Raw genomic sequence first — 12,500 nt, forward strand, 5'->3', positions numbered from 1 at the left:
AAGGGCGTTCCCCGTCTCTGGGGATCCGGCGGCGCAGGCGGTATCGAGACGGCCATGGACGACACCTCCCTCCCCGGCCTGCCCGCCCCTCCGCCGCTCGGTGCGAGCGCGCTGCCCCGGGACGTACGACGGCTCCCTGGTCCTGGCCACCGGAGGCGGCACGGGCCTGGGCAAGGGATCGCCGCCGAATTCGCGCGGCTGGGCGCCGACCTGGCGGTCGTCAGCCGCGGCGAGGAACATCTGCGTTCCGCGCGCGAGGAGTTGACGGCGCTGGGCGCACGGGTGACGACGGCCGTGTGCGACCTCCGGGACGCGGGACGTGGCGCCGAGGTGTTCGACCTGCGCGGACTGCCCGACGTGCTGGTCGACAACGCCTCGGCCGACTTCCCCGTGCCCGCCGAGGACATGTGGCCCCACGCGTGGCGGGCGGTCGTCGACATCACCCCGACCGGCACGTTCCTCGTGACGCGTGGGTTCGGCCGCCGTCGCCTCGCGGCGGGCACACCGGGCTCGGTCGTCGACGTGGGTGCGTCGAACGCCCGGACGGGCGGTCACGGCTTCGCCGGCCTCGGCCGCGGCGAGCGGTGCGTTCGCCGCGCTCCAGGGGGACCCGGGAATCTCAGGCCTCGTCGCGCGTGAGCGCCAGCAGCCGGTCCAGGACGCGCGGCCCGCCCGCCCGCACACCGTCGTGCTCGAACTCGTCCGTCACCCAGGTCCGCACGCCCCGGACGTCGCGCGCCGTGCGCAGGGAGTGCTCGGCGTCGACGTACATGTCGTCGTGGTAGACGGCCGCGGCGACCGGCACCTCGTTCGCGGCGAGGCGGGCCGGGTCGTACAGCGCCGGCCAGTCGGCGCGGGCGGCCAGTTCCTCGGCGGTCTCGCGCAGCGGCCGCAGGGCCGGGTCGGTCTCGAACGTCCAGGGGTGCACGGACTCCCCGGTGAACAGCACCGGGCCGTCGTCCGTGAGGGCCTTGGCCGCGTCGAACTGCGGGAACTCGGCGCGCACCCGCTCGGCGGACCACGCGGTGGGCCGGTCGCCCTGGGCGTAACAGGCCTCGTGGACGAGCGCGTACAAGGGGTGTCCGGCGTACGACAGCAGGCCCTGGACGTCCTCCTGGAAGGCGTCGGAGAGCGCCGGGCCCTGCGGGGTGCGGACGAAGGCCTCCTCCAGCAGGTAGTGCAGACGGTGGCTGCCCTCGCTGCCGCCGAGCAGGATGCCGAGCGACTGGAAGGCCTCGACGGTCAGGCGGTAGCCGCCGTTCAGGACCGGTTCGTGCTGGAGCAGGTACTCCGCGATCCTGCGCGCCCGCTCGACGTCCTGCGGGTAGCGCGCGTAGTGCGCGGCGACCTTGCGCTCGATGCGCGGGTACGCCGCCCGGTACACGTCGTCCGCGTGCGCGTCCAGGGAGGGCAGGCCGCCGGTGATGACGGCGGCGCTCAGCCCCTCCGGGGCGGCGGACAGGTAGCGGACCGTGCAGAAGCCGCCGAAGCTCTGGCCGAGGACGGTCCACGGGGCTCCGCCGGTGAGGCGGGGCCGGATGGCCTCGCAGTCGCGGACGATGGAGTCAGCGCGGAAGTGCGCGAGGTAGCCGGCCTGCTCGCGGGGGCCGCCGCGCAGCGGGAGGGTCTGCCGGTTGGCGGGCGTGGAGTGTCCGGTGCCGCGCTGGTCCAGCAGCAGCACCCGGAACTCCTTCAGCGCGCGGCCGAGCCAGGCCTGCTTGCCGATGAAGCGGTTGGCGCCGAAGCCGGGACCGCCCTGGAGGTAGACCAGCCAGGGGAGGTCCTGGTGCGCCTTGTCGCTCGCGACGACCTCGCGGGCGAAGAGCTCGATGCTCTCCCCCGCCGGGTCGTCGTGGTCGAGGGGCACGGCGAAGCGGTGGTCGGTGAGGACCACACCGGGCTGACGGTAGCTGACGGTCAACAGGGCTCCCGAGACGAACGGATTCCAGGCCGTGTCCCAGTTGAGCACATGTTCCTGAGGCGGTGGGCCCCGGGGATCAAGAAAATCTACTGAACAGCCGCTCAGCCCGCACCGTCGCGGGTGCCGCCCGGCGGCACCCGGCAACTGAACGGCCGCTCAGCGCGCCGAGAGGCTGGAGCGACGCACGACCAGCTCCGGCTGGAGCACCACACGACGGTGCTCGTGCGGAGCGGTCTCCGTCTCGATCTCCTCCAGGAGCAGTTCGGCGGCGAGCGCGCCCATGGTCACGGCGGGCTGGCGCACCGAGGTCAGCGGTACGGCTGCGGCGGCGGCGAACTCGATGTCGTCGTAGCCCACGATGGCGAGGTCGTCGGGCACGCCGACGCCCGCCGCGTACATGGCCTGGAGGACGCCGAGGGCGAGCAGGTCGTTGGCGCAGAAGACGGCGGTGGGCCGCTCGGCGAGGCCGAGCAGCCGGGCGCCGGCGTCGCGCCCCGCGGACACGTCGAGGCGTTCGGTGGGCAGCTCGCGCAGGCAGTCGGGGCCCAGTCCCGCCTCCGCCAGGGCGTTCAGGGCTCCCGTGCGGCGGTCCCGCACCTGGTTGAGTCCGGGCGGACCGCTCACGTACGCGATGGACCGGTGGCCGGCGTCCACGAGGTGCCGTACCGCCAGGGCGCCGCCCGCGACGTCGTCCACCGAGACGGAGCATTCGGTGGTGCCGTCGGCGACCCGGTCGACGAGCACGAACGGGATGCCGTTGCGGCGGAACGCGTCGATGTTGCGTCCGCTCGCGTCGGTCGGCGTGAGCAGCACTCCCCGCACGCGCTGCTCGGCGAAGAGCGACAGGTAGTCGGCCTCCTCGCCGGCACTCTGCGCGCTGTTGCAGACCATCACGCCGAGCCCCGCGTCGCGCGCGGCGCGCTCCGCGCCGCGCGCGACGTCGACGAAGAACGGGTTGCCCATGTCCAGGACGAGCAGGCCCATGATCCGGCTGCGCCCGGCCCGCAGCTGACGGGCGGACTCGCTGCGCACATAGCCGAGCCGGTCTATGGCGGACAGGACCCGCGCCCGGGTCTCGGAGGCGACCGTGTCGGGGCGGTTGATCACGTTCGAGACCGTGCCGACGGAGACTCCGGCGGCACGGGCGACGTCCTTGATACCCACCGACTGGGCCATCAGGCGGAAACCTCCAGGGAAACGAGAAGCGGCGGGCAGGCCCTCACAGTACCCGCGCACGGGCCGGAACCAGTGGTCGTGCGGGCAGCCCGACGCCGTGCGGTGCCGCGACGCGGTGACAAGGGCGTGGTCCGGCGGGACCTCTTCCGAAGGACCGGGAGGAGGGCTGCGTCTCGCGGGACCGCCGTCCGGTCGACGCCGGCTGTCCCGTCGGCGACGACCTCGGCGTGGGCGTCGGGCCCTCCGCCGCCGTACGGCGGTGTCCGGTCGGTGCGCCCGAAGGACCGCGGGCCGACCGCGCGGGCCGTCGTGGGCGGAGTGCGTAGTCTCATGCGAGGGGTCCTGGTCAGGCGAGGTGGAAGACTTCGGTGAGCGGTTTCATGGCCTCGTCGGGTCGGGCGCCGTCCAGCGATTCGAAGAACGGCGCCATCTCCGCCTGCCATCGGGCGTTGACGTCGGTGGCCTCCATGCCCGCCTGGGCCGCGGCGAAGTCCTCGGTCTCCAGGTAGCCGACGAGCAGGCCGTCCTCGCGCAGGAAGAGCGAGTAGTTGTGCCAGCCGGTGGCCGAGAGCGCCTCGCACATCCCGGGCCACACGGCGGCGTGCCGCTCGCGGTACTCGTCGAGGCGGTCCGCCCTGACCTTCAGCAGGAAGCACACGCGTTGCATCAACACCCCTTGGGGAATCAGAAGTCGAACTGGTCGATGTTCTTGGCGTCGAACACGGTCGGCTTGCCCAGGTTGATCACGCCGTCCTTGCCGATGGTGAAGGTGCCCATGTCGCCGGCCTTGAAGGTCTCGCCCTCCTTGCCGGTGATCTGCCCGGAGGACAGGGCCACGGCCGTGCGGGCGGCGAGCTCGCCGAGCTTCGCCGGGTCCCACAGCTCGAAGGCGTCGACGGTGCCGTTCTTGACGTACTTGCGCATGTCGTTCGGGGTGCCGAGACCTGTCAGCTTGACCTTGCCCTTGTACTTCGAGCCGGACAGGTACTGCGCCGCGGCCTTGATGCCGACCGTGGTCGGGGAGATGATCCCCTTGAGGTTCGGGTGCTCCTGGAGAAGGCCCTGGGTCTGCTGGAAGGACTGCTGGGCGTCGTCGTTGCCGAAGGCGACCTTGACCAGCTTGATGTCCTTGTACTTGGGGTCCTTCAGCTCGTCCTTCATGAAGTCGATCCAGGTGTTCTGGTTCGTCGCGGTCTGCGCGGCGGACAGGATCGCGATCTCGCCCTTGTAGTCGATCTGCTCGGCGAGGAGCTGCACCTCGGTGCGGCCCAGGTCCTCGGCGCTGGCCTGCGAGACGAAGGCGTTGCGGCACTCGGTCTTGGTGTCCGAGTCGTAGGTGACGACCTTGATCTTGTTCGTCATCGCCTGCTTGAGCGCCGTGCACAGCGCGCCCGGGTCCTGCGCGGAGACGGCCATCGCGTCGACCTGCTGCTGGGTCAGCGTGTTGACGTAGCTGACCTGGCTGCTGGTGTCGGTGGCGCTGCTGGGGCCGACCTCCTTGTAGCTGGAGCCGAGTTCCTCCAGCGCCTTCTCGCCGCCCTTGTCCGCGGAGGTGAAGTACGGGTTGTTGACCTGCTTGGGCAGGAAGCCGACGGTCAGGCCCTTCTTGGTGGCCGCGTTCGGGTCGGCCTTGCCCGCGGTGGCGGCCGAGCCGCCGGAGTCCTTGACGTCGTTCTTGGTGGTGCCACCGCAGGCGGTGACGGCCAGGGCGAGCGAGGTGACGGCGGCGAGGGCCGCGCAGCTGCGACGGATCGACGACTTGCGCATGGCGGGTCCTTTTCGGGAGGGAGGGGGTGCGCCCCCGACGGGGCGCGGGACTGTCTGGGTGTGCGGCTCCGCCGCGTCGGCGCGACCAGCCGGGGACGGCGGGCGGCCGGCGGACGGCCGGTCCGGCGGGTGCGCCGGGAAGGTGCGGATACGTCGTGAGCGGACGGGAAGGGCCGGGAGCGGGGGGCGGGGCGGCTAGGTCTGCGTCGTGGCCGCCCTGCGGCCCGCCCGTGCCACGGAGATCTGCCGTGCGACCCGGGGGCCGAGCACGGAGACGACGAGCAGGACGCCGGTGACGACGATCTGCGACTGCGCGGAGACGTTCAGGAGGCTCATCACGTTCTGCAGGGCGCCGAGGAGGAAGACTCCGGCGATCGCGCCGCCCAGGGTGCCCTTGCCGCCGTCGAAGTCGATGCCGCCGAGCAGGACGGCCGCGACGACGGAGAGTTCGAGTCCGGTGGCGTTGTCGTACCGGGCACTGGCGTAGTGCAGGGCCCAGAAGACACCGGTGAGCGAGGCCATGAAACCGGTCGCGACGAACAGGATCAGCTTCTGCCGCTTGACGCGGACGCCGGCGAACCGCGCGGCCTCCTCGTTGGCGCCGACCGCGAACGCGGAGCGCCCGAACGGGGTGGCGTGCAGGACGACCACGGCGACGGCCAGCAGCACCAGGAAGGGCAGGAACGCCTGCGGGAGGAACGTGTCGCCGATGCGTCCGGCCGCGAAGTCGAGGTACTGCGTGGGGAAGTCGGTGACGGCGTCCGAGCCGAGCACGATCTGCGCGACGCCCCGGTAGGCGGCGAGCGTACCGATCGTGACGGCGAGGGAGGGCAGTCCGAGCCGGGTCACCAGCAGACCGTTGACCAGGCCGCACACCACGCCCAGGAGCAGGCACAGCGGGATGATCGTCTCGATGGACATGCCCTGGTTCCACAGGGCTCCCATGACGGCGCCGGACAGGCCGGCCGTGGAGGCGACGGACAGGTCGATCTCCCCCGCCACCACGAGCAGGGTCATCGGCAGGGCGATCAGCGCGATGGGCAGCGTGTTGCCGATCAGGAACGACAGGTTGAGGGCGTTGCCGAAACCGTCGACGAAGCCGAAGGAGAACAGCAGCAGGACGATGAGGAGGGCGCCGACGACCGTGTCCCAGCGGACGGCGCGCGCGAGGGGCGAGTCAGCCATGGCGGGCGTTCCTCTTCTTCAGTGCGGAGGCCACGCGCAGCGCGACGACCCGGTCGACCGCGATGGCGAGGATGAGCAGGATGCCGTTGATGGCGAGCACCCAGACGGAGCTGACGCCGAGGGCGGGCAGCACGCTGTTGATCGAGGTGAGCAGCAGGGCGCCGAGCGCGGCGCCGTAGACGCTGCCGGAGCCGCCGGTGAAGACGACCCCGCCGACCACGACCGCGCTGACGACGGTGAGTTCGTAGCCGTTCCCGGTACCGGAGTCGACGTTGCCGAAGCGGGCGAGGTACAGGGCGCCCGCGAGTCCGGCGAGGCCCCCGCACACCACGTACGCGGTCAGGATGCGCTTGCGGACGGGGATGCCGGCGAGGCGGGCGGCCTCCGGGTTGGAGCCCAGCGCGTACAGCTCGCGTCCGCTGCCGAAGTGCTTGAGGTAGTACGCGGTGACCAGCAGCAACGCCAGCGCGATCAGCGCGAGGTAGGGGACGGCCGAGATGCCGCCGGAGCCGAAGTCGACGAAGGAGCCGGGCAGGTCGGCCGCGGTGATCTGCCGGGAGCCGACCCAGATGGAGTCGATGCCGCGGATGATGTACAGCGTGCCGAGGGTGACGACGAGCGCGGGTACCTGGCCGAGGCTGACGAGCGTTCCGTTGACCAGTCCGCAGGCGATGCCGAGCAGGACCGAGAGGAACACGGCGACGACGGGGTTCCCGCCGCCCTGGAGATAGGTGCCGGCCGCGAAGGCGCTGATACCGAGCGTCGAGCCGACCGACAGGTCGACGTTGCGGGTGATGACGACGAGCGACTGTCCGGTGGCGACCAGGACGAGGATCGTCGCGTTCAGGAGCAGGTCCTTGATGCCCTGCTCGGACAGGAAGTGGCTGTTGCCCGCCTGGGTGACGGCGATCATCACCAGGAAGACGACCAGGATGGCCAGTTCACGCATCTTGAAGACGCGGTCGACCAGCCGGGTGCCGCTCGACCTGGGCACCTCGGCGGCGGGGGCGGGGTTGGGAGCGGTCACCGTCATGCGGCCCTCCCGGTGGCTGCGGCCATCACGGTTTCCTCGGTGGCTTCGGAGCGTGGGATCTCGGCGGTGAGCCGGCCCTCGTGCATCACCAGCACGCGGTCCGCCATGCCGAGGATCTCGGGCAGATCGGAGGAGATCATCAGGACGGCCACCCCGTCGGCGGCCAACTCGCTGAGCAGGCGGTGCACTTCGGCCTTGGTGCCGACGTCGATGCCGCGGGTCGGCTCGTCGACGATCAGCACCTTGGGACCGGTGGCGAGCCACTTGGCGAGGACGACCTTCTGCTGGTTGCCGCCGGAGAGCGTCGAGACGGTGTCCGCGATCCTGGCGTACTTCACCTGGAGCTTGACGGCCCAGTCGAGGGAACGGCGGCGTTCGGCACCGCGGTCCATCAGGCCGGCCCGCACCGTGCTGCGCAGGCCCGTCAGGCCGATGTTCCGCTCGATGGACATGTCCATCACCAGGCCCTGGGCGCGCCGGTCCTCGGGGACGAGGGCCAGTCCGGCGGCCATGGCCGTCGAGGGTGCGCCGTTGGTCAGCGTCCTGCCGTCCACCTCGACCTCGCCCCCGTCCCAGCGGTCGACGCCGAACACGGCCCGCGCCACCTCCGTGCGGCCCGCGCCGACAAGGCCGGCGAGGCCGACGATCTCGCCGCGCCGCACCTCGAAGGACACGTCGGTGAAGACGCCCTCGCGGGTCAGCCGGCGCACGCTCAGGGCGACCTCGCCGGCCCGGACCTCCTGCTTGGGGTAGAGCTCGTCGAGGTCGCGGCCCACCATCCGGCGCACCAGGTCGTCCTCGGTCATGCCGTCCAGCGGCTCGCTCGCGATCCAGGCGCCGTCGCGCAGGGTGGTGACGCGCTCGCAGATCTGGAAGATCTCCTCCAGGCGGTGCGAGATGAACAGCACTGCCGAGCCCTGGTCGCGCAGGGTGCGCACGACGCCGAAGAGGCGGGCCACCTCGCTGCCGGTGAGGGCGGCGGTCGGCTCGTCCATGATCAGGACGCGCGCGTCGAAGGAGAGGGCCTTGGCGATCTCGACGATCTGCTGGTCGGCGATGGACAGGCCGCGGGCGGGGCGGTCGGGGTCGAGTTCGACTCCGAGGCGCGTCATCAGGGCCAGGGTCGCGGCGTGGGTCGCCTTGTGGTCGATGCGCCCGAGGGCGCGCCGGGGCCGGCGGCCCATGAAGATGTTCTCGGCGATCGACAGGTCGGGAAAGAGCGTGGGCTCCTGGTAGATCACCGCGATGCCCGCGTCACGGGCGTCGGCGGGTCCGTGGAAGACGGTGGACTCGCCGTCCAGCAGCACCTGGCCGGCGTCCGGTCGGTGCACGCCGGCGAGTGTCTTGATGAGGGTCGACTTGCCCGCGCCGTTCTCTCCGGCGAGTGCGTGCACCTCGCCGGGAAACAGTTCCAGGGACACGTCCCGCAGGGCGCGCACGGCGCCGAAGGACTTCGAGATGTCCTTGAGCGCCAGCACGGGGGCCGGACCCGTATCGGACGGGTGGGTCATGAGGGGCTCCTCGACGACGCCGGCGGGACGGCCCACAGCGTCGTGAAAGGTTTCAATTGGGTTGCCGGGACGTTAGGCATGTCACCCAGGTCACGTCAATGGGTTCGTGTCGAAATTCTTCGATGGTCAAAGGTCACAACAGAGTCACGGAGAACGGTCTGCGCCACAGGGGTTGACAGCCCCTCGGACGGCTCATAGCTTCGCCTCCTGAATCGTTTCAGACAGTCGTTGCAGGTAGCCGTCCCACCAACGCCTCAGGAAGCACCGCAGGACGCTCTTCGCACAGCCCGTCCCACGAGCCCGTCCGGACCCGTCCGGCGCCCGCCCGAAGAGATCCGCCCCCGCAGTCCTTTTCAGATCCGAAGTCGTAGGAGTCCCGAAGTGACCGAGCTCGCCGCGGTGAAGGCCGCGCTCAAGACCCAGGCCGTCGAGACGCCGTCGTGGGCGTACGGGAACTCGGGGACCCGGTTCAAGGTGTTCGCGCAACCCGGGGTCCCCCGCACCCCGCAGGAGAAGCTGGACGACGCCGCCAAGGTGCACGAGTTCACCGGCGCGGCCCCGACGGTCGCGCTGCACATCCCCTGGGACAAGGTCGACGACTACCAGGCCCTGGCCAAGCACGCGCAGGAACGCGGGCTGAAGCTGGGCGCGATCAATTCCAACACCTTCCAGGACGACGACTACCGGCTCGGCTCGGTCTGCCACCCGGACGCGTCGGTGCGCCGCAAGGCCCTCGACCACCTTTTCGAGTGCGTGGACATCATGGACGCGACGGGTTCGAAGGATCTGAAGCTCTGGTTCGCGGATGGCACGAACTACCCCGGCCAGGACGACATCCGTGAGCGCCAGGACCGGCTCGCCGAGAGCCTCGCCAAGGTCTACGAGCGGCTCGGCGACGACCAGCGCATGCTCCTGGAGTACAAGTTCTTCGAGCCGGCCTTCTACGCGACCGACGTCCCGGACTGGGGCACGGCCTACGCGCACTGCCTCAAGCTCGGCGCCAAGGCACAGGTCGTCGTCGACACCGGACACCACGCCCCGGGCACCAACATCGAGTTCATCGTCGCCACGCTGCTGCGCGAGGGGAAGCTCGGAGCCTTCGACTTCAACTCCCGCTTCTACGCCGACGACGACCTGATGGTGGGCGCCGCCGACCCCTTCCAGCTCTTCCGGATCATGTACGAGGTGATCCGCGGCGGCGGCTTCACCCCGGACGTCGCCTTCATGCTCGACCAGTGCCACAACATCGAGGCGAAGATCCCCGCGATCATCCGCTCGGTGATGAACGTCCAGGAGGCCACGGCGAAGGCCCTCCTCGTCGACCGCGACGCCCTGGCCGCCGCGCAGCGCGAGGGCGACGTGCTCGGCGCCAACGCGGTGCTCATGGACGCCTACAACACGGACGTGCGACCGCTCCTCGCCGAGGTGCGCTCGGAGCTCGGGCTCGACCCCGACCCGGTCGCCGCCTACCGCCGGTCCGGCTGGGCGGAGCGGATCGCCGCCGAGCGGGTCGGCGGGCAGCAGGCGGGCTGGGGGGCCTAGGGGTTCGTTCGGATCAGCTCGGATCAGGCCGCGGCGTCCGGTGCGGTGCGTCGCAAGGCGGAGGATCACCCGCGTACCGGGCGTACTCGGGTGGTCCGACAACGGGGCGAGGTGCCGTGCCGGGCGCCGCGGAGCCGGGCTGATCCGAACGCAACCCCCTAGCCCCGCCGCGTACGGCCCGAGGGCCGCGTCGGGCCGGTCGCGCGGTCATCCGCGCCCCTGAAGGGGCGCCCTCCCCCGGGTGCGCACCCGGGCACGACTTCTCACTTCCAAAGGATCAAAAACATGGCATCCCATCCCGAAGCCGCCGCTCTGCTGGCCCGGTCGCACCGGCTCGGCTCGGATCCCCGCAACACCAACTACGCGGGCGGCAACGCCTCCGCCAAGGGCACCGGCACCGACCCCGTGACCGGCGGCGACGTCGAGCTGATGTGGGTCAAGGGCTCCGGCGGCGACCTGGGCACCCTGACCGAGGCCGGGCTCGCGGTGCTGCGCCTGGACCGGCTGCGCGCGCTCAGCGACGTCTATCCGGGCGTCGAGCGCGAGGACGAGATGGTCGCCGCGTTCGACTACTGCCTGCACGGCAAGGGCGGCGCCGCCCCGTCCATCGACACCGCGATGCACGGCCTGGTGGACGCGCCGCACGTCGACCACCTGCACCCCGACTCCGGCATCGCGCTCGCCTGCGCGGCAGACGGCGAGAAGCTGACCGCCGAGTGCTTCGGCGACAGTGTGGTGTGGGTGCCCTGGCGGCGCCCCGGCTTCCAGCTCGGCCTGGACATCGCGGCGGTCAAGGAGGCCAACCCGCGGGCGATCGGCTGCGTCCTCGGGGGCCACGGCATCACCGCCTGGGGCGCCACCGCCGAGGAGTGCGAGCGCAACTCGCTGCACATCATCCGCACCGCGGAGACGTTCCTCGCCGAACGCGGCGAGGCGGAGCCCTTCGGCCCGGTCGTCGAGGGCTACGAGGCCCTCGACGAGGCCGACCGTCGGGACCGGGCCGCGGCACTGGCGCCGTACGTCCGGGCGATCGCCTCCGAGGACCGCCCGCAGGTCGGCCACTTCACCGACGCGGACGCCGTGCTCGACTTCCTCGCCCGCGCCGAACACCCGCGGCTCGCCGCGCTCGGCACCTCCTGCCCGGATCACTTCCTGCGCACGAAGGTCCGGCCGCTCGTCCTCGACCTGCCGCCGACCGCGCCCCTCGACGAGGCGGTCGCCCGGCTGAAGGAGCTGCACGCCGGGTACCGCGAGGAGTACGAGGCCTACTACGAACGGCACGCGCTGCCCGACTCCCCCGTGATGCGCGGCGCGGACCCGGCGATCGTGCTGGTCCCCGGGGTCGGCATGTTCTCCTTCGGCAAGGACAAGCAGACGGCCCGCGTGGCGGGCGAGTTCTACGTCAACGCGATCAACGTGATGCGGGGCGCCGAGGCCGTCTCCACGTACGCGCCGATCGAGGAGGCAGAGAAGTTCCGCATCGAGTACTGGTCCCTGGAGGAGGCCAAGCTGCGGCGGATGCCGAAGCCCAAGCCGCTCGCCACGCGCGTGGCGCTGGTGACGGGCGCCGGCAGCGGCATCGGAAAGGCGATCGCGCACCGGCTGGTGGCCGAGGGCGCCTGTGTGGTCGTCGCCGACCTGAACGCCGAGAACGCCGCCGCCGTGGCCGAGGAGCTCGGCGGCCCCGACAAGGCCGTCGCCGTCACCGTCGACGTGACGTCCGAGGAGCAGATCACCGAGGCCTTCAAGGCGGCGGTGCTGGCCTTCGGCGGCGTCGACCTGGTCGTCAACAACGCGGGCATCTCCCTCTCCAGGCCGCTGCTGGAGACCACCGCGAAGGACTGGGACCTCCAGCACGACATCATGGCCCGCGGCTCGTTCCTCGTCTCGCGCGAGGCCGCGCGGGTGATGACCCGGCAGGGTCTCGGCGGCGACATCGTCTACATCGCCTCGAAGAACGCGGTCTTCGCCGGACCCAACAACATCGCCTACTCGGCGACCAAGGCCGACCAGGCGCACCAGGTGCGGCTGCTGGCCGCCGAGCTGGGCGAGCACGGCATCCGGGTCAACGGCGTCAATCCCGACGGAGTGGTCCGCGGGTCGGGAATCTTCGCGGCCGGCTGGGGCGCGCAGCGCGCGGCGACCTACGGCATCGAGGAGGAGAAGCTCGGCGAGTTCTACGCCCAGCGGACCATCCTCAAGCTGGAGGTGCTGCCCGAGCATGTCGCGAACGCGGTGTTCGCGCTGACCGGCGGGGAGCTGACGCACACCACGGGCCTGCACGTCCCGGTCGACGCGGGCGTCGCCGCCGCGTTCCTGCGGTGACGGCTGTGCACCGCACGTACGCCGCGGTCGACCTCGGCGC

The 12,500-nt window shown here is 71.4% G+C and carries 10 protein-coding genes; 3 read left to right on the top strand and 7 right to left on the bottom strand.

Going from position 1 to position 12,500, the window contains the following annotated elements:
- The first annotated feature begins 54 nt into the window (after nucleotides 1–54).
- Nucleotides 55–639, top strand: coding sequence for an SDR family NAD(P)-dependent oxidoreductase (locus H305_RS44110; protein WP_051370314.1), 585 nt, complete (start codon nucleotides 55–57; stop codon nucleotides 637–639).
- Here H305_RS44110 and H305_RS0100610 read toward each other — a convergent pair.
- The 7 genes from H305_RS0100610 to H305_RS0100640 all read right to left on the bottom strand — a co-directional run bounded on the left by H305_RS0100610 (nucleotide 620) and on the right by H305_RS0100640 (nucleotide 8,593).
- Complete coding sequence (locus tag H305_RS0100610) at nucleotides 620–1,921, bottom strand: alpha/beta fold hydrolase (RefSeq protein ID WP_028798683.1); 1,302 nt, start codon at nucleotides 1,919–1,921, stop codon at nucleotides 620–622. The genes H305_RS44110 and H305_RS0100610 overlap by 20 nt on opposite strands.
- Before the next feature lie 156 nt (nucleotides 1,922–2,077).
- Complete coding sequence (locus H305_RS0100615) at nucleotides 2,078–3,097, bottom strand: LacI family DNA-binding transcriptional regulator (protein ID WP_028798684.1); 1,020 nt, start codon at nucleotides 3,095–3,097, stop codon at nucleotides 2,078–2,080.
- A gap of 346 nt (nucleotides 3,098–3,443) precedes the next feature.
- Nucleotides 3,444–3,764 carry an L-rhamnose mutarotase gene (locus H305_RS0100620; protein ID WP_028798685.1) on the bottom strand — a complete coding sequence of 107 codons (321 nt, stop codon included), beginning with the start codon at nucleotides 3,762–3,764 and terminating at the stop codon, nucleotides 3,444–3,446.
- A 17-nt stretch (nucleotides 3,765–3,781) separates the two neighbouring features.
- The gene (gene rhaS / locus H305_RS0100625; RefSeq protein ID WP_028798686.1) at nucleotides 3,782–4,864 is read right to left on the bottom strand and encodes a rhamnose ABC transporter substrate-binding protein; all 1,083 of its coding nucleotides are present in this window, start codon (nucleotides 4,862–4,864) and stop codon (nucleotides 3,782–3,784) included.
- Between the two features lie 195 nt (nucleotides 4,865–5,059).
- Nucleotides 5,060–6,049: an ABC transporter permease gene (locus tag H305_RS0100630; RefSeq protein ID WP_028798687.1), complete on the bottom strand. Its 990-nt coding sequence runs from the start codon at nucleotides 6,047–6,049 to the stop codon at nucleotides 5,060–5,062.
- Entirely contained in the window at nucleotides 6,042–7,082 is a 1,041-nt protein-coding gene (locus H305_RS0100635; protein ID WP_028798688.1) for an ABC transporter permease, read from the bottom strand. Before H305_RS0100635 ends, H305_RS0100630 begins: the two co-directional genes overlap by 8 nt.
- The gene (locus H305_RS0100640; RefSeq protein ID WP_028798689.1) at nucleotides 7,079–8,593 is read right to left on the bottom strand and encodes a sugar ABC transporter ATP-binding protein; all 1,515 of its coding nucleotides are present in this window, start codon (nucleotides 8,591–8,593) and stop codon (nucleotides 7,079–7,081) included. The genes H305_RS0100635 and H305_RS0100640 overlap by 4 nt, the downstream gene beginning before the upstream one ends.
- A gap of 381 nt (nucleotides 8,594–8,974) precedes the next feature.
- Between H305_RS0100640 and rhaI the strand changes: the two genes are divergently transcribed.
- Nucleotides 8,975–10,135, top strand: a complete 1,161-nt coding sequence (rhaI, locus tag H305_RS0100645) for an L-rhamnose isomerase (protein WP_028798690.1) — start codon at nucleotides 8,975–8,977, stop codon at nucleotides 10,133–10,135.
- A 285-nt stretch (nucleotides 10,136–10,420) separates the two neighbouring features.
- Nucleotides 10,421–12,460, top strand: coding sequence for a bifunctional rhamnulose-1-phosphate aldolase/short-chain dehydrogenase (locus H305_RS0100650; protein ID WP_028798691.1), 2,040 nt, complete (start codon nucleotides 10,421–10,423; stop codon nucleotides 12,458–12,460).
- The last annotated feature ends 40 nt before the right edge of the window (nucleotides 12,461–12,500 follow it).

Source organism: Streptomyces sp. 142MFCol3.1 (genome assembly GCF_000424945.1).
Lineage (GTDB): Bacteria > Actinomycetota > Actinomycetes > Streptomycetales > Streptomycetaceae > Streptomyces > Streptomyces siamensis.